Source organism: Bacillus sp. PS237 (genome assembly GCF_037963345.1).
In the GTDB taxonomy this organism is placed as follows: Bacteria; Bacillota; Bacilli; order Bacillales; family Bacillaceae; genus Bacillus; species Bacillus subtilis.
The window spans coordinates 3,095,339-3,114,155 of sequence record NZ_CP150156.1 but is presented as its reverse complement, the minus strand read 5'-3'; the positions used below and the strand labels follow the sequence as shown (position 1 = coordinate 3,114,155).

Below are 18,817 nucleotides of genomic sequence, written 5' to 3'. Positions count from 1 at the left end.
CCAAATACAAATTTTACCTACATAAAATTACCATCAAATATTTTGGAAGTAAATGGGGTGTTTTTCCCGTATTTTTCAAATTTGTAGTAGTTACATCAAAAAAACGCCTAGTTTCCCAGGCGTTTTCTGCTTTACTTTGTTTCGACCGGTATAAATTTAAAAATTTCTCCGGTCTGCACCGATTCAGCAAGCCGTTTCAGCCAGTCATAGTAAGCTTTAGAGCTTTCCAGCTGATCATATAACTGCAGTGCTTCATTTTTGATATCCTCATCGAGATCTTCCTTGCATAAAACCTTTTGTAAATCAGCTTGAGCTTCCTCGATCGCTGTTACATTCACTTGAACCTCCCGCTCCCATTTAGGTGGAAAGAAATTTGTGAAAAATTTAAAGAAATCCTTCTCAGCCACAAATGTATGCTTGCGGATGCCCCGGTGAAATGTTTTTTTCACTACATTTAAGTCTTGAAGCTTTTTGACGCCAGTGCTCATGCTTGGTTTGCTCATTTGCAACTCCTCACGCATTTCGTCAAGCGTCATCTCATCCCTCATATACATCGTCCCATATAAAATCCCGACACTGCGGGTAATTCCGTAAAGATCCATCGTTTCAGCAATGGAGTCAATAACAAGATCCCGAGCCTGTTCTATAGCTGCAAATTCTGGATTTTCATCCATACTGACCCTCTTTTCCTTTAGAAAATTAAATTCGTTAAGTTATTTCTTTATGTTCTTTATCTTAACGAAACATGAGGAAAAGTCAAAAAGAAAAATCAAAATGGGACTTTGACAGTTTAAAAACCATATGTTAGATTAAGGTTGTTAAAAACATTAAATTTTTATTTAACAAACTTTATTTACGTCAAGGAGGCTTATATGAGTCAAACATTATTCATTGACGGAGAATGGATCAGTGCCGAAAAAGAACAGATCCGCAGTATTATCAACCCATTTAATCAAGAAGAAATTGCAACTGTAAGCGAGGGAGGGCGAGAGGACGCCATCAAAGCAATCGCAGCCGCACGTAGAGCATTTGACAAAGGAGAATGGTCATCGCTATCCGGGCTTGAACGCGGAAAAATTGTTCTGAAAATTGCGGAATTAATCAGACGCGATCTTGAGGAGCTGGCTGAGCTTGAATCTCTTGATACAGGAAAAACACTCGAAGAAAGCAAGGCCGATATGGACGATATCGCCAATGTTTTTCAATATTACGCCGGCTTGGCAGACAAAGATGGCGGAGAGATCATTTCATCTCCGATTCCTGATTCAGAAAGCAAAATTATTAGGGAGCCAATCGGGGTTTGCGGCCAGATCACTCCATGGAATTATCCGCTCCTTCAAGCGAGCTGGAAAATCGCCCCTGCACTGGCCGCAGGAAACACAATCGTCATGAAGCCGAGTGAGATTACGCCGCTGACGACAATCAAAGTCTTTAAGCTGATGGAAGAAGCCGGTGTTCCAAAAGGTGTCGCAAATCTTGTTCTTGGACCGGGAGCCACAGTGGGCGACGAGCTTGCCGTAAACAAAGACGTCGATTTGATTTCATTTACGGGCGGAATTGAAACAGGCAAAAAAATCATGCGGGCGGCAAGCGGAAACGTCAAAAAAATCGCCCTTGAACTTGGCGGGAAAAACCCAAATATTGTTTTCAAGGACGCGGATTTAGAAGTTGCGGTTGATCAGGCCTTAAACGCTGTATTTTTCCACGCCGGCCAAGTATGCTCTGCAGGTTCCCGCTTGCTTGTTGAGGATGCCATTCATGATCAATTTTTGGCGGAGCTGGTCAAACGGGCAAAACGCATAAAACTCGGAAACGGTTTTCATGCTGAGACAGAAAGCGGTCCGCTTATTTCGGCGGAGCACAGGGCAAAGGTAGAAAAATATGTAGAGATCGGAATAGAGGAAGGCGCGAAGCTGGAGACAGGAGGCAAACGCCCGGAAGATCCTGAGCTTCAAAACGGCTTTTTCTATGAACCTACTATTTTCTCAAACTGTAATTCTGACATGAGAATCGTTCAGGAAGAGGTTTTCGGTCCTGTATTGACAGTCGAAACCTTCAGCTCTGAAGAAGAGGTAATCGAGCTTGCGAATGATACCATCTATGGCTTGGCTGGAGCGGTATGGTCAAAAGACATTGAAAAGTGCGAACGGGTAGCAGCCCGCTTGAGAATGGGAACCGTTTGGATCAACGATTTTCATCCGTACTTTGCACAAGCGCCATGGGGCGGATATAAGCAATCCGGGTTCGGACGCGAGCTTGGAAAAATAGGCCTTGAAGAATACACAGAAGTCAAACATGTATACCGCAATACAAAACCGGCAGCGGTTAACTGGTTTAATTCATAAGAGGGGGAGATTGATGATGACATTAAATATGAAGGTAGAAAGCATGCAGAAATTCCACACATTTGAAATTCCGACTGTGATTAAGCATGGAATCGGAGCCATCAAGCATACGGGTGAGGAAGTAGCTGCACTGGGCGTTTCAAAAGCGCTCCTTGTCACAGACCCTGGGATTTATAAAGCCGGTGTTGCTGATCCCGTAATCGAATCACTTAAAGAAGCAGGCATTGAAGTGGTACTCTTTAATAAAGTTGAGCCAAACCCGCCTGTCCGTCTGGTGAATGAAGGATCTGAGCTTTACAAAAAAGAGAACTGTAATGGTTTGGTGGCAGTCGGAGGCGGAAGCTCCATGGATACAGCAAAAGCAATCGGAGTAGAAGCGACTCACGAAGGAAGCGTGCTTGATTATGAAGCGGCAGATGGGAAAAAACCGCTGGAAAACCGCATTCCTCCGCTGACGACAATTCCCACTACAGCTGGAACCGGATCAGAAGTAACCCAATGGGCGGTTATCACAGATGAAGAAAGAGAATTCAAATTCAACACGGGCGGTCCGCTGATTGCAGCGCACTTGACAATCATTGATCCTGAGCTTCATGTTTCAATGCCTCCGCATGTAACAGCTATGACGGGAATTGATGCGCTCGCCCATGCCATTGAGTGCTATACAATGAAATTTGCACAGCCAATCACGGATGCGGTTGCCTTAATGGCGATTGAGTATGCCGCTCATTACATCAAGAGGGCATTTGCTGATGGAGAGGATCTGGAAGCAAGGTACGGAATGGCGCAGGCTGCGATGCTTGCCGGTCTTTCTTACGGAAGTGAATCAGCGGGCGCTGCTCATGCGATGAGCCAAACGCTTGGCGGTATTATCCCAGTCGCTCACGGCCAATGTGTAGCGGCGATGATGGGCCCTGTCATGGAATACAACTGGAAGGGCTATCCTGAGAAGTTTGCGCGTATTGCGAAAGCGTTCGGTATTGATACAAGCAAGATGACAACAGAAGAAGCTGCGAAAGCATCTGTCAATTGGATGTATGATCTGGTCGAAGATTTAGAAGTGCCGACTTTAGAAGAGCAGGGAGTATCACCTGATATGATCGAACGCTTGTCTAAAGAAGCAATGAAAGATCCGCAAACCTTCGGAAACCCTAGAGATTTAAATGAAAAAGCATACAACTGGATCTACAAACGCTGCTTTAACCTTACGCCTAAAACGGTATAATCAAAATCCCGCTCCTTTACAGAGCGGGATTTTTTGGGATAATGAAGCATAGGTGGAAATTTTAGATAAGAAGGAAGGTGCCAGCTGATGTGGAAGCGTATGACTGCAAAAGCGGAAGGCTTATATATCGCAGATACAAAAAGCTTCGTAACAAAGCAAATGGACAAGCTTGATTTTGATTATGGCGGCATCCCCGGCGACTTGCATTTTGGCCTGACCAAAAAAGCGGGAGCCAGAGAACCAATGTTTTCAAGAGGGACTGAAATTTTCAACCGCAGACAAATTTCAATTGTTTCAATAGAGGAATGCAACGAAATCGCTTTAAAAATGGGAGTGCCGAGAATTTTGCCGGAATGGCTCGGGGCGAATGTGGCAGTCAGCGGTATGCCAGATCTTACTTCATTAAAAGAAGGAAGCCGGATTATTTTTCCGAGCGGAGCGGCTCTGCTGTGTGAGGGCGAAAATGATCCGTGTATCCAGCCGGGAGAAGTCATTCAGTCTTATTATCCGGACCAACCGAAGCTGGCGTCGGCTTTCGTCCGCCACGCACTGGGCATTAGAGGGATTGTCTGTATTGTGGAGAGACCTGGTGCTGTTTACACAGGTGATGAAATAGAAGTTCATTCCTATCAGCGAAAAGTCAAACGAAAAGCAGAAAGGGTCTGATTAAATCAGGCCCTTTCTATCTTTTCTTTAATTTCTTTCATTTGGCTGAGGTGCCGTTTTTCATGATGGCCGATAAAATCGATCCACTGTCTGACAGTCAGCTCTTGAAACACAGGATGCGGAAGCACTCTTTCAAAATCTTCTTCTTTCAGAGAGGCAATCGCAGCAGTCAGCTGCTCTCTTACCACATCAAGCTCACGTTTCATTTGGCTGCCTGAAATAAAATCATGCGCAGGCTCAAGATGACTCGGGGCTTTCCGTTTATTATTTCTGTCCTGTGCTACTTCAAGCGGTTTTTCTTCAATTTCTTTAATCGGAGCGTCCTTTACACGTTCCTTCAACATTTTTTGTGCGGTCATATCGATTTTTTTCAAATGGTCAAGAACTTCCCGTATGCTCCATTCTTCAGCAGAAGGCTTTTGATTCAGCTTTTCGTCAGAAAGTCCTTTCAATTCGTTCCACGTTTCTAATCTGGCTTCATTAAAGATACTCATCATATCTCCTCCTAAAATGACATTACCATATATATAAGCAATTATCATTTATAAAGCACTTCAAATGGGTTATTTGTCTTAAAATTTTGAAACTTTTCCCGAGGTGTCTCGTATAAATGGTAACGGCAGCCGTTCATCAATGCATTGATGAAGAAAGGATGAGGAAGTTGGAGTTATTTGGAGTACCTATACAAACAATGTATCTTTATACGCTTATTATTGCGGGCAGCCTTACGCTGTTATTCCTGTTTTTCGGAGATGTATTTTCAGGGCTGTCAGAAGGCATTCCGTTTCTTAATCCGACATTAGTGCTCTCATTTTTTACATGTTTTTCAGCGGGCGGATATATAGGTGAACTTGTATTGCCTCTGTCAAGCTTGCTGATTGCGCTTTTATCTTGCATCCTTTCGATCATGCTGGTGGTATTGCTTCACATCTTTGTACTGGTGCCATTATCATCTGCAGAAGAATCATTGGCATATAGAGAAGATGATCTCAGAGGAAGACTCGGTAAAGTGATTACAGCTGTGCCGGTTGACGGGTTTGGTGAAGTGGTCATAGAAGGGATAGGCGGGACCATTTCAAAGTCAGCGGTCAGTTTTGATAATCAGCAGATCAGTTACGGGACAACGGTGTTAGTCGTAGATATTAACAACGGAGTTCTTTCGGTTACTCCGCATGAACCCATTTAACATAAAAGGAGGAATTTGATATGACAATGCCGATTATAATGATCATCGGAGTTGTATTCTTTTTATTAATTGCACTAATAGCTGTGTTTATTACGAAGTATCGTACAGCAGGGCCTGATGAAGCGTTAATTGTAACAGGGAGCTATCTGGGTAATAAAAATGTTCATGTCGATGAAGGCGGCAACCGTATTAAAATCGTCCGCGGCGGAGGAACCTTTGTCCTTCCCGTCTTCCAGCAGGCAGAGCCGCTAAGCCTATTATCAAGCAAACTCGATGTTTCGACACCTGAAGTCTATACAGAACAAGGAGTGCCAGTAATGGCCGATGGAACTGCGATTATTAAAATCGGCGGTTCTATAGGAGAAATCGCTACAGCGGCCGAACAATTTTTAGGGAAATCAAAAGACGACCGTGAGCAGGAAGCGCGGGAGGTTTTAGAAGGCCACCTTCGTTCCATTCTCGGCTCAATGACAGTAGAAGAAATCTATAAAAACAGAGAAAAATTCTCTCAAGAGGTGCAGCGTGTCGCTTCACAGGATCTCGCGAAAATGGGACTTGTAATCGTCTCGTTTACCATTAAAGATGTTCGTGATAAAAACGGTTATCTTGAATCATTAGGGAAACCGAGAATTGCCCAAGTAAAACGCGATGCTGATATCGCAACAGCAGAGGCTGATAAAGAAACCCGAATTAAGCGGGCAGAAGCCGATAAAGACGCAAAAAAATCAGAACTTGAACGGGCGACGGAAATCGCTGAAGCTGAAAAAATCAATCAGCTCAAAATGGCTGAATTCCGCAGAGAACAAGATACGGCAAAAGCGAATGCCGACCAAGCATATGATTTAGAGACTGCCCGAGCGCGCCAGCAAGTCACAGAGCAGGAAATGCAGGTTAAAATTATCGAACGCCAAAAACAAATAGAACTAGAAGAAAAAGAAATTCTTCGCCGTGAACGTCAATACGACTCAGAGGTAAAGAAAAAAGCCGATGCAGACCGTTATTCTGTTGAGCAGTCCGCAGCAGCTGAGAAAGCCAAACAGCTCGCGGAAGCCGATGCCAAGAAGTACAGTATTGAAGCAATGGCAAAGGCTGAGGCGGAAAAAGTAAGAATTGACGGGCTAGCAAAAGCAGAAGCGGAAAAAGCGAAAGGAGAGACAGAAGCAGAGGTTATCCGCCTGAAAGGTCTTGCAGAAGCGGAAGCAAAAGAGAAAATTGCGGCCGCCTTTGAACAGTACGGGCAGGCGGCGATTTTCGATATGATTGTCAAAATGCTTCCGGAATACGCGAAACAAGCAGCGGCACCTCTTTCAAATATTGATAAAATCACCGTTGTCGATACAGGAGGAAGCGGTGAATCAAGCGGAGCAAACAAAGTAACCAGCTATGCGACGAACTTAATGTCAAGTCTGCAAGAAAGTTTAAAAGCATCCTCAGGAATTGATGTAAAAGAAATGCTTGAGAACTTTTCAGGAAAAGGAAACGTAAAACAAAGCATTAATGAATTAACAAATGAAATCAAAGAAGCCAAAACGATCCAAAAATCAGAGTAAGGAAAGGGCAGAACCGTATGGTAACTGTACGTGAAGCGAAGTTAGAGGATATAAAGGACATTGCAAAAGTGCATGTAGACAGCTGGAGGACAACATACCACGAAATTATCCCGATTGATTATTTAAACAGCCTGAACTATAAGGAATTTGAAGACAAATGGAAAAGTCGCTCGTTAAAGGGAGTATTTGTTGCTCAGGACGAAAAGGGTTCAGTATTCGGCTTTGCTTCATTTGGACCTATTCGCTCTGAACAAGAAGGCTATGACGGCGAGTTATACGCTATTTATCTTCTGGAAGAGCGCCAGCGGCAAGGTGCAGGCAGGGCGCTCTTAGCAAAAGGAGCGGAGTTTTTGCTTCAACATGGTTTTTCAAGTATGTTTGTTTGGGTTATTGAGCAGAATCCCTCGATTATATTTTATCAGGCCTATTCACCTGAAAGAGTAGCGGAGGACAACTTTGAAATTGCCGGAGTAAGGCTGAAAGAAGTAGGTCTTGGCTGGCCGGATCTTTCAGCTTTAAAAACACTTCTTAACAGATAACGAAAAATCCCCCAGCGGAATTCGCTGGGGGATTGTTACTTTTACGCTTTGTCACTTTTAAGCAGACGGGGTGCTGTCATAAATAATAAACATAGGACAATTGCACAAATAATGAATGAAGGAACCATGTAAGTCGCATTATAAGTTAAAGAATAAATCCATACCGGTGTTCCTTTTGGAGCAAAGCTGCCGAAAAACACAGCTCCTGAAATGACATGCGCGGCATAGCGCAGCAAACTGCCGATAAAAACTGCGCTGACCACTGAAACAATCAATTTCCCTTTTGTTTTTGATACAGCGGCTTTACGGACAGAAGAAGCGAAACAGCCGCTTATGCCGATTGCTGCGAAAGCGACAATGTAATCTAACAATAGCTGTACAGGATGTTGAGCAAACAAGTTTCCGATTGCTATTTGTACTAGACCTGTCAACAAACCTGTAGTAAGACCTGCTTTGACACCCCAGCGAAACGAAATTAAAAAGATCGGAATCATCATGATGGAGACCGAGCCTCCTTGAGGCATGCTAAGAAACATTCCTGAGACAATGTCTAAAATAACGGCTGCCGCTGTCATAATGGCAATTTCAATAAGGCGAACCAGTTGCTTAGATTGATTCATATCTATCTCCTTCCATTGACAGACAACCAAAAGGACAACAAAAAAGCAGCACGCGGAAGGATGAGAAAAGTTCCACGCACTGCTTTACGATCTGCAATTCATTTGACTTTGCCACATCCCTACGCCAGCGTTAACTAACAGGTTCAAAGGGTCAGAACGAAACCGCTCACTCTCAGCTTTAATGCTCCCCTTGTGGTCATCAGTATTTAGTTCGTTTCTACTATACAAGAAAACGAAAAAAACAACAAGATCACATGACTGATGTATATGTTCTTTTAAGAAACTTATATGATACACACGCTTTAGAAATCATGGCGAGGATTATAGTTTATTTGTTTTATAGATTTTTTTTAAAAAACTATTGCAATAAATAAATACAGGTGTTATATTATTAAACGTCGCTGATGCACAGCGGACACAAACTAGATGCTTCAAAACAACTTGAAAAAAGTTGTTGACAAAAAAGAAGCTGAATGTTATATTAGTAAAGCTGCTTCATTGAGAAGTAACGAAATGATCTTTGAAAACTAAACAAGACAAAACGTACCTGTTAATTCAGTTTTTAAAAATCGCACTGCGATGTGCGTAGTCAGTCAAACTAGGGCCTGCACGACGCAGGTCACACAGGTGTCGCCGCAGGATGCGGTGAACTTAACCTGTGATCCATTTATCGGAGAGTTTGATCCTGGCTCAGGACGAACGCTGGCGGCGTGCCTAATACATGCAAGTCGAGCGGACAGATGGGAGCTTGCTCCCTGATGTTAGCGGCGGACGGGTGAGTAACACGTGGGTAACCTGCCTGTAAGACTGGGATAACTCCGGGAAACCGGGGCTAATACCGGATGGTTGTTTGAACCGCATGGTTCAAACATAAAAGGTGGCTTCGGCTACCACTTACAGATGGACCCGCGGCGCATTAGCTAGTTGGTGAGGTAACGGCTCACCAAGGCAACGATGCGTAGCCGACCTGAGAGGGTGATCGGCCACACTGGGACTGAGACACGGCCCAGACTCCTACGGGAGGCAGCAGTAGGGAATCTTCCGCAATGGACGAAAGTCTGACGGAGCAACGCCGCGTGAGTGATGAAGGTTTTCGGATCGTAAAGCTCTGTTGTTAGGGAAGAACAAGTACCGTTCGAATAGGGCGGTACCTTGACGGTACCTAACCAGAAAGCCACGGCTAACTACGTGCCAGCAGCCGCGGTAATACGTAGGTGGCAAGCGTTGTCCGGAATTATTGGGCGTAAAGGGCTCGCAGGCGGTTTCTTAAGTCTGATGTGAAAGCCCCCGGCTCAACCGGGGAGGGTCATTGGAAACTGGGGAACTTGAGTGCAGAAGAGGAGAGTGGAATTCCACGTGTAGCGGTGAAATGCGTAGAGATGTGGAGGAACACCAGTGGCGAAGGCGACTCTCTGGTCTGTAACTGACGCTGAGGAGCGAAAGCGTGGGGAGCGAACAGGATTAGATACCCTGGTAGTCCACGCCGTAAACGATGAGTGCTAAGTGTTAGGGGGTTTCCGCCCCTTAGTGCTGCAGCTAACGCATTAAGCACTCCGCCTGGGGAGTACGGTCGCAAGACTGAAACTCAAAGGAATTGACGGGGGCCCGCACAAGCGGTGGAGCATGTGGTTTAATTCGAAGCAACGCGAAGAACCTTACCAGGTCTTGACATCCTCTGACAATCCTAGAGATAGGACGTCCCCTTCGGGGGCAGAGTGACAGGTGGTGCATGGTTGTCGTCAGCTCGTGTCGTGAGATGTTGGGTTAAGTCCCGCAACGAGCGCAACCCTTGATCTTAGTTGCCAGCATTCAGTTGGGCACTCTAAGGTGACTGCCGGTGACAAACCGGAGGAAGGTGGGGATGACGTCAAATCATCATGCCCCTTATGACCTGGGCTACACACGTGCTACAATGGACAGAACAAAGGGCAGCGAAACCGCGAGGTTAAGCCAATCCCACAAATCTGTTCTCAGTTCGGATCGCAGTCTGCAACTCGACTGCGTGAAGCTGGAATCGCTAGTAATCGCGGATCAGCATGCCGCGGTGAATACGTTCCCGGGCCTTGTACACACCGCCCGTCACACCACGAGAGTTTGTAACACCCGAAGTCGGTGAGGTAACCTTTTAGGAGCCAGCCGCCGAAGGTGGGACAGATGATTGGGGTGAAGTCGTAACAAGGTAGCCGTATCGGAAGGTGCGGCTGGATCACCTCCTTTCTAAGGATATTATACGGAATATAAGACCTTGGGTCTTATAAACAGAACGTTCCCTGTCTTGTTTAGTTTTGAAGGATCATTCCTTCGAAACGTGTTCTTTGAAAACTAGATAACAGTAGACATCACATTCAATTAGTAACACAAGATATCACATAGTGATTCTTTTTAACGGTTAAGTTAGAAAGGGCGCACGGTGGATGCCTTGGCACTAGGAGCCGATGAAGGACGGGACGAACACCGATATGCTTCGGGGAGCTGTAAGCAAGCTTTGATCCGGAGATTTCCGAATGGGGAAACCCACCACTCGTAATGGAGTGGTATCCATATCTGAATTCATAGGATATGAGAAGGCAGACCCGGGGAACTGAAACATCTAAGTACCCGGAGGAAGAGAAAGCAAATGCGATTCCCTGAGTAGCGGCGAGCGAAACGGGATCAGCCCAAACCAAGAGGCTTGCCTCTTGGGGTTGTAGGACACTCTGTACGGAGTTACAAAAGAACGAGGTAGATGAAGAGGTCTGGAAAGGCCCGCCATAGGAGGTAACAGCCCTGTAGTCAAAACTTCGTTCTCTCCTGAGTGGATCCTGAGTACGGCGGAACACGTGAAATTCCGTCGGAATCCGGGAGGACCATCTCCCAAGGCTAAATACTCCCTAGTGACCGATAGTGAACCAGTACCGTGAGGGAAAGGTGAAAAGCACCCCGGAAGGGGAGTGAAAGAGATCCTGAAACCGTGTGCCTACAAGTAGTCAGAGCCCGTTAACGGGTGATGGCGTGCCTTTTGTAGAATGAACCGGCGAGTTACGATCCCGTGCAAGGTTAAGCAGAAGATGCGGAGCCGCAGCGAAAGCGAGTCTGAATAGGGCGCATGAGTACGTGGTCGTAGACCCGAAACCAGGTGATCTACCCATGTCCAGGGTGAAGTTCAGGTAACACTGAATGGAGGCCCGAACCCACGCACGTTGAAAAGTGCGGGGATGAGGTGTGGGTAGGGGTGAAATGCCAATCGAACCTGGAGATAGCTGGTTCTCTCCGAAATAGCTTTAGGGCTAGCCTCAAGGTAAGAGTCTTGGAGGTAGAGCACTGATTGGACTAGGGGCCCCTACCGGGTTACCGAATTCAGTCAAACTCCGAATGCCAATGACTTATCCTTGGGAGTCAGACTGCGAGTGATAAGATCCGTAGTCGAAAGGGAAACAGCCCAGACCGCCAGCTAAGGTCCCAAAGTATACGTTAAGTGGAAAAGGATGTGGAGTTGCTTAGACAACCAGGATGTTGGCTTAGAAGCAGCCACCATTTAAAGAGTGCGTAATAGCTCACTGGTCGAGTGACTCTGCGCCGAAAATGTACCGGGGCTAAACGTATCACCGAAGCTGCGGACTGTTCTTCGAACAGTGGTAGGAGAGCGTTCTAAGGGCTGTGAAGCCAGACCGGAAGGACTGGTGGAGCGCTTAGAAGTGAGAATGCCGGTATGAGTAGCGAAAGAGGGGTGAGAATCCCCTCCACCGAATGCCTAAGGTTTCCTGAGGAAGGCTCGTCCGCTCAGGGTTAGTCGGGACCTAAGCCGAGGCCGAAAGGCGTAGGCGATGGACAACAGGTTGATATTCCTGTACCACCTCCTCACCATTTGAGCAATGGGGGGACGCAGGAGGATAGGGTAAGCGCGGTATTGGATATCCGCGTCCAAGCAGTTAGGCTGGGAAATAGGCAAATCCGTTTCCCATAAGGCTGAGCTGTGATGGCGAGCGAAATATAGTAGCGAAGTTCCTGATTCCACACTGCCAAGAAAAGCCTCTAGCGAGGTGAGAGGTGCCCGTACCGCAAACCGACACAGGTAGGCGAGGAGAGAATCCTAAGGTGATCGAGAGAACTCTCGTTAAGGAACTCGGCAAAATGACCCCGTAACTTCGGGAGAAGGGGTGCTCTGTTAGGGTGCAAGCCCGAGAGAGCCGCAGTGAATAGGCCCAGGCGACTGTTTAGCAAAAACACAGGTCTCTGCGAAGCCGTAAGGCGAAGTATAGGGGCTGACGCCTGCCCGGTGCTGGAAGGTTAAGAGGAGCGCTTAGCGTAAGCGAAGGTGCGAATTGAAGCCCCAGTAAACGGCGGCCGTAACTATAACGGTCCTAAGGTAGCGAAATTCCTTGTCGGGTAAGTTCCGACCCGCACGAAAGGCGCAACGATCTGGGCACTGTCTCAACGAGAGACTCGGTGAAATTATAGTACCTGTGAAGATGCAGGTTACCCGCGACAGGACGGAAAGACCCCGTGGAGCTTTACTGCAGCCTGATATTGAATGTTGGTACAGCTTGTACAGGATAGGTAGGAGCCTTGGAAACCGGAGCGCCAGCTTCGGTGGAGGCATCGGTGGGATACTACCCTGGCTGTATTGACCTTCTAACCCGCCGCCCTTATCGGGCGGGGAGACAGTGTCAGGTGGGCAGTTTGACTGGGGCGGTCGCCTCCTAAAAGGTAACGGAGGCGCCCAAAGGTTCCCTCAGAATGGTTGGAAATCATTCGCAGAGTGTAAAGGCACAAGGGAGCTTGACTGCGAGACCTACAAGTCGAGCAGGGACGAAAGTCGGGCTTAGTGATCCGGTGGTTCCGCATGGAAGGGCCATCGCTCAACGGATAAAAGCTACCCCGGGGATAACAGGCTTATCTCCCCCAAGAGTCCACATCGACGGGGAGGTTTGGCACCTCGATGTCGGCTCATCGCATCCTGGGGCTGTAGTCGGTCCCAAGGGTTGGGCTGTTCGCCCATTAAAGCGGTACGCGAGCTGGGTTCAGAACGTCGTGAGACAGTTCGGTCCCTATCCGTCGCGGGCGCAGGAAATTTGAGAGGAGCTGTCCTTAGTACGAGAGGACCGGGATGGACGCACCGCTGGTGTACCAGTTGTTCTGCCAAGGGCATCGCTGGGTAGCTATGTGCGGACGGGATAAGTGCTGAAAGCATCTAAGCATGAAGCCCCCCTCAAGATGAGATTTCCCATTCCGCAAGGAAGTAAGATCCCTGAAAGATGATCAGGTTGATAGGTCTGAGGTGGAAGTGTGGCGACACATGGAGCTGACAGATACTAATCGATCGAGGACTTAACCATATTTTTGAATGATGTCACACCTGTTATCTAGTTTTGAGAGAACACTCTCAATTTGTTTGGTGGCGATAGCGAAGAGGTCACACCCGTTCCCATACCGAACACGGAAGTTAAGCTCTTCAGCGCCGATGGTAGTCGGGGGTTTCCCCCTGTGAGAGTAGGACGCCGCCAAGCAATTGCACGTTAGTGCAAGTATGGAGGATTAGCTCAGCTGGGAGAGCATCTGCCTTACAAGCAGAGGGTCGGCGGTTCGAGCCCGTCATCCTCCACCATTTTTCATTATACATATCGGTTTTACATATATGCCGGTGTAGCTCAATTGGTAGAGCAACTGACTTGTAATCAGTAGGTTGGGGGTTCAAGTCCTCTTGCCGGCACCACTTTTATATGATATAATATTCAAGTCTATTGTAAGAAGAGCCATTAGCTCAGTTGGTAGAGCATCTGACTTTTAATCAGAGGGTCGAAGGTTCGAGTCCTTCATGGCTCACCATTTACATGTTGCGGATGTGGCGGAATTGGCAGACGCGCTAGAATCAGGCTCTAGTGTCTTTACAGACGTGGGGGTTCAAGTCCCTTCATCCGCACCATTTCTGCGGAAGTAGTTCAGTGGTAGAACACCACCTTGCCAAGGTGGGGGTCGCGGGTTCGAATCCCGTCTTCCGCTCCAACTATACCATCCACGCCGGGGTGGTGGAATTGGCAGACACACAGGACTTAAAATCCTGCGGTAGGTGACTACCGTGCCGGTTCAAGTCCGGCCCTCGGCATTAAGTTTTGCGCCCGTAGCTCAATTGGATAGAGCGTTTGACTACGGATCAAAAGGTTAGGGGTTCGACTCCTCTCGGGCGCGCCATGATCTATATGAAATCGGGAAGTAGCTCAGCTTGGTAGAGCACATGGTTTGGGACCATGGGGTCGCAGGTTCGAATCCTGTCTTCCCGACCATTCTTGGGGCCTTAGCTCAGCTGGGAGAGCGCCTGCTTTGCACGCAGGAGGTCAGCGGTTCGATCCCGCTAGGCTCCACTTGATTTCAAAAATATTTGGCGGTGTAGCTCAGCTGGCTAGAGCGTACGGTTCATACCCGTGAGGTCGGGGGTTCGATCCCCTCCGCCGCTACCAATGGACCTTTAGCTCAGTTGGTTAGAGCAGACGGCTCATAACCGTCCGGTCGTAGGTTCGAGTCCTACAAGGTCCACCACTATACGGAGGAATACCCAAGTCTGGCTGAAGGGATCGGTCTTGAAAACCGACAGGGGTGTCAAAGCCCGCGGGGGTTCGAATCCCTCTTCCTCCGCCATACATATTCCTAATCATCGCGGGGTGGAGCAGTTCGGTAGCTCGTCGGGCTCATAACCCGAAGGTCGCAGGTTCAAATCCTGCCCCCGCAACCAAATTTTAAAATGGTCCGGTAGTTCAGTTGGTTAGAATGCCTGCCTGTCACGCAGGAGGTCGCGGGTTCGAGTCCCGTCCGGACCGCCATTTAAATACTTAGGCTCGGTAGCTCAGTTGGTAGAGCAACGGACTGAAAATCCGTGTGTCGGCGGTTCGATTCCGTCCCGAGCCACCATTTATCAATATGCTTTGGCGGTTGTGGCGAAGTGGTTAACGCACCAGATTGTGGCTCTGGCATTCGTGGGTTCGATTCCCATCAATCGCCCCAAATAAAAATTGCGGGTGTAGTTTAGTGGTAAAACCTCAGCCTTCCAAGCTGATGTCGTGGGTTCGATTCCCATCACCCGCTCCATTTCTATATCGTCATGGGCCTGTAGCTCAGCTGGTTAGAGCGCACGCCTGATAAGCGTGAGGTCGATGGTTCGAGTCCATTCAGGCCCACCATGACTTTTGTTCCACAGTAGCTCAGTGGTAGAGCTATCGGCTGTTAACCGATCGGTCGCAGGTTCGAATCCTGCCTGTGGAGCCAAATGGAGAAGTACTCAAGTGGCTGAAGAGGCGCCCCTGCTAAGGGTGTAGGTCGTGTAAGCGGCGCGAGGGTTCAAATCCCTCCTTCTCCGCCATATGATTACAGATATCATAATTATCGGCCCGTTGGTCAAGCGGTTAAGACACCGCCCTTTCACGGCGGTAACACGGGTTCGAATCCCGTACGGGTCATCCAGAAGCCTTGCATATCCTGCAAGGTTTTTTTGTTTTTATAAATCATGATATGTCTTAGATTTTGTTCTTTATTTTAAAAACAGACTACAAAAATCTCCATATATTTCGTTTTTCTTCAGAAAATGAAGTTAATTGTCTATAAGTATAAGCGCTTTCAGGAAAGGGCTTTTTTTTATTTCTTCGAATAAATACTATAAATGAAAACTATGATGTCAGAAAGGATGATTACATGGCCGCTGCCAGCCCGACAGCACATGATGTTTATCTTTTTCACGAAGGCAGTCTGTTTAAAAGCTATCAGCTGTTTGGCTCGCATTACCGCGAGCTGAATGGCAAAAGCGGATATGAATTCTGTGTGTGGGCGCCTCATGCGTCGGAAGTACGAGTGGCTGGAGATTTTAACAGCTGGTCTGGAGAAGAGCATGTGATGCACAGAGTGAATGATAATGGCATTTGGACGTTATTTATTCCAGGTATAGGAGAAAAGGAACGATATAAATACGAAATTGTGACGAATAACGGTGAGATCAGGCTGAAGGCAGATCCATACGCTATTTATTCAGAAGTCAGACCAAACACAGCGTCACTTACTTACGATTTGGAAGGATACAGCTGGCAAGATCAAAAATGGCAAAAGAAACAGAAGGCTAAGACGCTGTATGAAAAACCTGTTTTCATTTATGAACTGCATCTTGGGTCTTGGAAGAAGCATTCTGATGGCAGGCATTATTCCTATAAAGAATTAAGTCAGACGCTTATCCCTTATATCAAGAAGCATGGGTTTACCCATATTGAACTGCTTCCCGTGTATGAGCATCCATATGATCGTTCATGGGGGTACCAAGGAACGGGGTATTACAGCCCGACAAGCAGGTTTGGCCCGCCGCATGATCTGATGAAGTTTGTGGATGAATGTCATCAACAAAATATCGGAGTCATTTTGGATTGGGTCCCCGGACATTTTTGTAAAGATGCACATGGCCTTTATATGTTTGATGGAGAACCGCTTTATGAATACAAAGAAGAACGTGATCGGGAGAACTGGTTATGGGGCACGGCAAACTTTGACCTGGGGAAACCGGAAGTTCATAGTTTTTTAATTTCGAATGCGTTGTACTGGGCGGAATTCTATCATATAGATGGATTTAGGGTTGATGCAGTGGCTAATATCTTGTATTGGCCAAATCAGGATGAACGCCACACGAATCCATATGCTGTTGATTTTTTAAAAAAACTCAATCAAACCATGAGAGAGGCATATCCCCATGTGATGATGATTGCAGAAGATTCTACAGAATGGCCTCAAGTGACAGGTGCCGTTGAGGAAGGGGGGCTTGGTTTTCATTATAAATGGAATATGGGATGGATGAATGACGTACTGAAATACATGGAGACGCCGCCCGAAGAAAGGCGGCATTGTCATCAGCTTATCTCTTTTTCATTACTATATGCGTTTAGTGAACATTTTGTATTGCCGTTTTCTCATGATGAAGTCGTATACGGAAAAAAATCACTTCTCAATAAAATGCCTGGCGACTACTGGCAGAAATTTGCCCAGTATCGGCTTTTGCTGGGCTATATGACAGTGCATCCCGGAAAGAAATTGATCTTTATGGGATCAGAGTTTGCTCAATTTGATGAATGGAAAGATACAGAACAGCTTGATTGGTTTTTGGACTCCTTCCCCATGCATCAGAAAGCCAGCGTTTTTACGCAAGATCTTCTCCGCTTTTACCAAAAAAGCAAAATCCTTTATGAGCATGACCATCGTGCACAATCGTTTGAATGGATTGATGTCCATAATGACGAACAATCAATCTTTTCTTTTATTCGTTATGGCCAAAAGCACGGTGAGGCGCTTGTCATCATTTGTAATTTTACACCCGTGGTCTATCATCAATATGATGTTGGAGTTCCTTTTTTTACTCAATACATTGAAGTGCTTAACAGTGACAGTGAAACATATGGAGGCTCAGGGCAAATCAACAAAAAGCCGTTATCGGCTAAAAAGGGAGCACTTCATCATAAACCGTGTTATATCACGATGACCATCCCCCCTTACGGCATCTCGATTTTACGGGCGGTTAAAAAAAGAGGAGAGATAAAAAGATGAAAAAACAATGTGTAGCCATGCTCCTTGCCGGCGGGAAGGGCAGCCGTCTCAGCGGATTAACAAAAAATATGGCCAAACCGGCTGTATCTTTCGGGGGAAAATACAGGATTATTGATTTTACCCTAAGCAACTGTTCTAATTCAGGCATAGACACAGTCGGGATTTTAACGCAATATCAGCCGCTCGAGCTGAATTCCTATATTGGGATCGGCAGTGCATGGGACCTGGATAGATATAATGGCGGCGTGACGGTTTTACCCCCTTATGCCGAGTCATCAGAAGTCAAATGGTATAAAGGGACGGCAAGCTCCATTTATGAAAATCTCAATTATTTGAATCAGTATGATCCTGAGTATGTACTGATTTTATCAGGAGATCACATATACAAAATGGACTACGGCAAAATGCTTGATTATCACATTGAAAAGAAAGCAGATGTGACCATCTCTGTCATCGAAGTGGGCTGGGAGGAAGCAAGCCGGTTCGGCATCATGAAGGCCAATCCAGATGGGACGATCACACATTTTGATGAAAAGCCCAAATTCCCTAAGAGCAATCTTGCCTCAATGGGAATTTATATATTCAATTGGCCGCTTTTGAAACAGTATCTTGAGATGGACGATCAAAACCCTTATTCTAGCCACGACTTCGGCAAAGACATTATTCCACTGCTTTTGGAAGAGAAAAAGAAGCTTTCTGCTTATCCGTTCAAGGGATATTGGAAGGATGTCGGAACGGTGCAGAGCTTGTGGGAAGCCAATATGGATTTGTTAAAAGAGGACTCGGAGCTGAAGCTGTTTGAACGCAAATGGAAAATTTACTCCGTCAATCCAAATCAGCCTCCGCAATTTATTTCATCTGATGCGCAGGTTCAAGATTCGCTTGTGAACGAAGGTTGTGTTGTATATGGAAATGTGTCTCACTCCGTTCTTTTTCAAGGTGTGACTGTTGGTAAGCATACGACTGTTACATCATCCGTCATAATGCCGGATGTGACGATTGGGGAGCATGTAGTCATTGAAAATGCCATCGTTCCTAATGGGATGGTGCTGCCGGATGGCGCAGTGATTCGCTCCGAAAAAGACATTGAAGAGGTGCTGCTCGTTTCAGAGGAATTTGTAGAAAAAGAATTGATTTAATTAC

11 protein-coding genes, 21 tRNA genes, 3 rRNA genes and 1 riboswitch are annotated in these 18,817 nt (G+C 46.6%); of the genes, 32 read left to right on the top strand and 3 right to left on the bottom strand.

Annotated elements, in window-relative coordinates:
- Positions 1 to 131 precede the first annotated feature (131 nt).
- Positions 132 to 674: a transcriptional regulator GbsR gene (gene gbsR, locus NST22_RS16255; RefSeq protein WP_003244320.1), complete on the bottom strand. Its 543-nt coding sequence runs from the start codon at positions 672 to 674 to the stop codon at positions 132 to 134.
- A 198-nt stretch (positions 675 to 872) separates the two neighbouring features.
- Here gbsR and betB point away from each other — a divergent pair, with 198 nt between their 5' ends.
- The 3 genes from betB (at position 873) to NST22_RS16240 (ending at position 4,236) form a co-directional block, all read left to right on the top strand.
- Positions 873 to 2,345 (top strand): betaine-aldehyde dehydrogenase, encoded by a 1,473-nt coding sequence (betB, locus tag NST22_RS16250; RefSeq protein WP_003243430.1) that lies wholly within the window; start codon positions 873 to 875, stop codon positions 2,343 to 2,345.
- A 16-nt stretch (positions 2,346 to 2,361) separates the two neighbouring features.
- On the top strand, positions 2,362 to 3,570 hold the full coding sequence (gene gbsB / locus NST22_RS16245; protein WP_003243227.1) for a choline dehydrogenase: 1,209 nt from the start codon (positions 2,362 to 2,364) through the stop codon (positions 3,568 to 3,570).
- A gap of 87 nt (positions 3,571 to 3,657) precedes the next feature.
- Positions 3,658 to 4,236 carry an MOSC domain-containing protein gene (locus NST22_RS16240; RefSeq protein ID WP_003243361.1) on the top strand — a complete coding sequence of 193 codons (579 nt, stop codon included), beginning with the start codon at positions 3,658 to 3,660 and terminating at the stop codon, positions 4,234 to 4,236.
- Between the two features lie 5 nt (positions 4,237 to 4,241).
- On the opposite strand, the gene NST22_RS16235 is transcribed toward NST22_RS16240, so the two are convergent.
- Positions 4,242 to 4,730, bottom strand: coding sequence for a DinB family protein (locus NST22_RS16235; protein ID WP_003242867.1), 489 nt, complete (start codon positions 4,728 to 4,730; stop codon positions 4,242 to 4,244).
- Positions 4,731 to 4,897: 167 nt separating this feature from the next.
- Between NST22_RS16235 and NST22_RS16230 the strand changes: the two genes are divergently transcribed.
- Genes NST22_RS16230 through NST22_RS16220 form a run of 3 tightly spaced genes read left to right on the top strand, consistent with a single transcriptional unit; the run spans position 4,898 to position 7,511 of the window.
- The gene (locus NST22_RS16230) at positions 4,898 to 5,422 is read left to right on the top strand and encodes an NfeD family protein (RefSeq protein WP_003243808.1); all 525 of its coding nucleotides are present in this window, start codon (positions 4,898 to 4,900) and stop codon (positions 5,420 to 5,422) included.
- Positions 5,423 to 5,442: 20 nt separating this feature from the next.
- Positions 5,443 to 6,972: a flotillin lipid rafts scaffold protein FloT gene (gene floT / locus NST22_RS16225; RefSeq protein WP_003228960.1), complete on the top strand. Its 1,530-nt coding sequence runs from the start codon at positions 5,443 to 5,445 to the stop codon at positions 6,970 to 6,972.
- Positions 6,973 to 6,989: 17 nt separating this feature from the next.
- Positions 6,990 to 7,511, top strand: coding sequence for a GNAT family N-acetyltransferase (locus NST22_RS16220; RefSeq protein WP_003228963.1), 522 nt, complete (start codon positions 6,990 to 6,992; stop codon positions 7,509 to 7,511).
- A gap of 41 nt (positions 7,512 to 7,552) precedes the next feature.
- On the opposite strand, the gene thiT is transcribed toward NST22_RS16220, so the two are convergent.
- Entirely contained in the window at positions 7,553 to 8,131 is a 579-nt protein-coding gene (gene thiT, locus NST22_RS16215) for an energy-coupled thiamine transporter ThiT (RefSeq protein ID WP_003228966.1), read from the bottom strand.
- A gap of 99 nt (positions 8,132 to 8,230) precedes the next feature.
- Positions 8,231 to 8,332, bottom strand: a riboswitch (TPP riboswitch).
- Between the two features lie 466 nt (positions 8,333 to 8,798).
- Here thiT and NST22_RS16210 point away from each other — a divergent pair.
- The 26 genes from NST22_RS16210 to NST22_RS16085 all read left to right on the top strand — a co-directional run bounded on the left by NST22_RS16210 (position 8,799) and on the right by NST22_RS16085 (position 18,813).
- A 16S ribosomal RNA gene (locus NST22_RS16210) occupies positions 8,799 to 10,348 on the top strand.
- Positions 10,349 to 10,518: 170 nt separating this feature from the next.
- Positions 10,519 to 13,446 (top strand): 23S ribosomal RNA (locus NST22_RS16205).
- A gap of 55 nt (positions 13,447 to 13,501) precedes the next feature.
- Positions 13,502 to 13,617, top strand: a 5S ribosomal RNA gene (rrf, locus tag NST22_RS16200).
- The 16S, 23S and 5S rRNA genes sit together here with 21 tRNA genes alongside, the layout of an rRNA operon.
- 22 nt (positions 13,618 to 13,639) lie before the next feature.
- A tRNA-Val gene (locus NST22_RS16195) sits at positions 13,640 to 13,715 on the top strand.
- A gap of 32 nt (positions 13,716 to 13,747) precedes the next feature.
- A tRNA-Thr gene (locus tag NST22_RS16190) sits at positions 13,748 to 13,823 on the top strand.
- Between the two features lie 37 nt (positions 13,824 to 13,860).
- Positions 13,861 to 13,936: transfer RNA gene (locus NST22_RS16185), tRNA-Lys, on the top strand.
- A 10-nt stretch (positions 13,937 to 13,946) separates the two neighbouring features.
- Positions 13,947 to 14,033: transfer RNA gene (locus NST22_RS16180), tRNA-Leu, on the top strand.
- Positions 14,034 to 14,038: 5 nt separating this feature from the next.
- Positions 14,039 to 14,113, top strand: a tRNA-Gly gene (locus tag NST22_RS16175).
- A gap of 14 nt (positions 14,114 to 14,127) precedes the next feature.
- Positions 14,128 to 14,213, top strand: a tRNA-Leu gene (locus NST22_RS16170).
- Between the two features lie 9 nt (positions 14,214 to 14,222).
- Positions 14,223 to 14,299 (top strand) — tRNA-Arg (locus tag NST22_RS16165).
- A gap of 15 nt (positions 14,300 to 14,314) precedes the next feature.
- Positions 14,315 to 14,391: transfer RNA gene (locus tag NST22_RS16160), tRNA-Pro, on the top strand.
- Positions 14,392 to 14,396: 5 nt separating this feature from the next.
- Positions 14,397 to 14,469 (top strand) — tRNA-Ala (locus tag NST22_RS16155).
- A 19-nt stretch (positions 14,470 to 14,488) separates the two neighbouring features.
- Positions 14,489 to 14,565 (top strand) — tRNA-Met (locus tag NST22_RS16150).
- 2 nt (positions 14,566 to 14,567) lie between these two features.
- Positions 14,568 to 14,644, top strand: a tRNA-Ile gene (locus NST22_RS16145).
- Between the two features lie 6 nt (positions 14,645 to 14,650).
- Positions 14,651 to 14,743, top strand: a tRNA-Ser gene (locus NST22_RS16140).
- A gap of 17 nt (positions 14,744 to 14,760) precedes the next feature.
- A tRNA-Met gene (locus NST22_RS16135) sits at positions 14,761 to 14,837 on the top strand.
- Between the two features lie 11 nt (positions 14,838 to 14,848).
- Positions 14,849 to 14,925: transfer RNA gene (locus NST22_RS16130), tRNA-Asp, on the top strand.
- Between the two features lie 12 nt (positions 14,926 to 14,937).
- Positions 14,938 to 15,013 (top strand) — tRNA-Phe (locus NST22_RS16125).
- A gap of 17 nt (positions 15,014 to 15,030) precedes the next feature.
- A tRNA-His gene (locus tag NST22_RS16120) sits at positions 15,031 to 15,106 on the top strand.
- A gap of 10 nt (positions 15,107 to 15,116) precedes the next feature.
- Positions 15,117 to 15,190 (top strand) — tRNA-Gly (locus NST22_RS16115).
- Positions 15,191 to 15,205: 15 nt separating this feature from the next.
- Positions 15,206 to 15,282, top strand: a tRNA-Ile gene (locus tag NST22_RS16110).
- A 10-nt stretch (positions 15,283 to 15,292) separates the two neighbouring features.
- Positions 15,293 to 15,367 (top strand) — tRNA-Asn (locus NST22_RS16105).
- Between the two features lie 3 nt (positions 15,368 to 15,370).
- Positions 15,371 to 15,461 (top strand) — tRNA-Ser (locus NST22_RS16100).
- Positions 15,462 to 15,486: 25 nt separating this feature from the next.
- A tRNA-Glu gene (locus NST22_RS16095) sits at positions 15,487 to 15,558 on the top strand.
- A 232-nt stretch (positions 15,559 to 15,790) separates the two neighbouring features.
- Entirely contained in the window at positions 15,791 to 17,674 is a 1,884-nt protein-coding gene (glgB, locus tag NST22_RS16090) for a 1,4-alpha-glucan branching enzyme (protein ID WP_004398803.1), read from the top strand.
- Positions 17,671 to 18,813, top strand: a complete 1,143-nt coding sequence (locus NST22_RS16085) for a glucose-1-phosphate adenylyltransferase (RefSeq protein WP_009968049.1) — start codon at positions 17,671 to 17,673, stop codon at positions 18,811 to 18,813. The genes glgB and NST22_RS16085 overlap by 4 nt, the downstream gene beginning before the upstream one ends.
- The last annotated feature ends 4 nt before the right edge of the window (positions 18,814 to 18,817 follow it).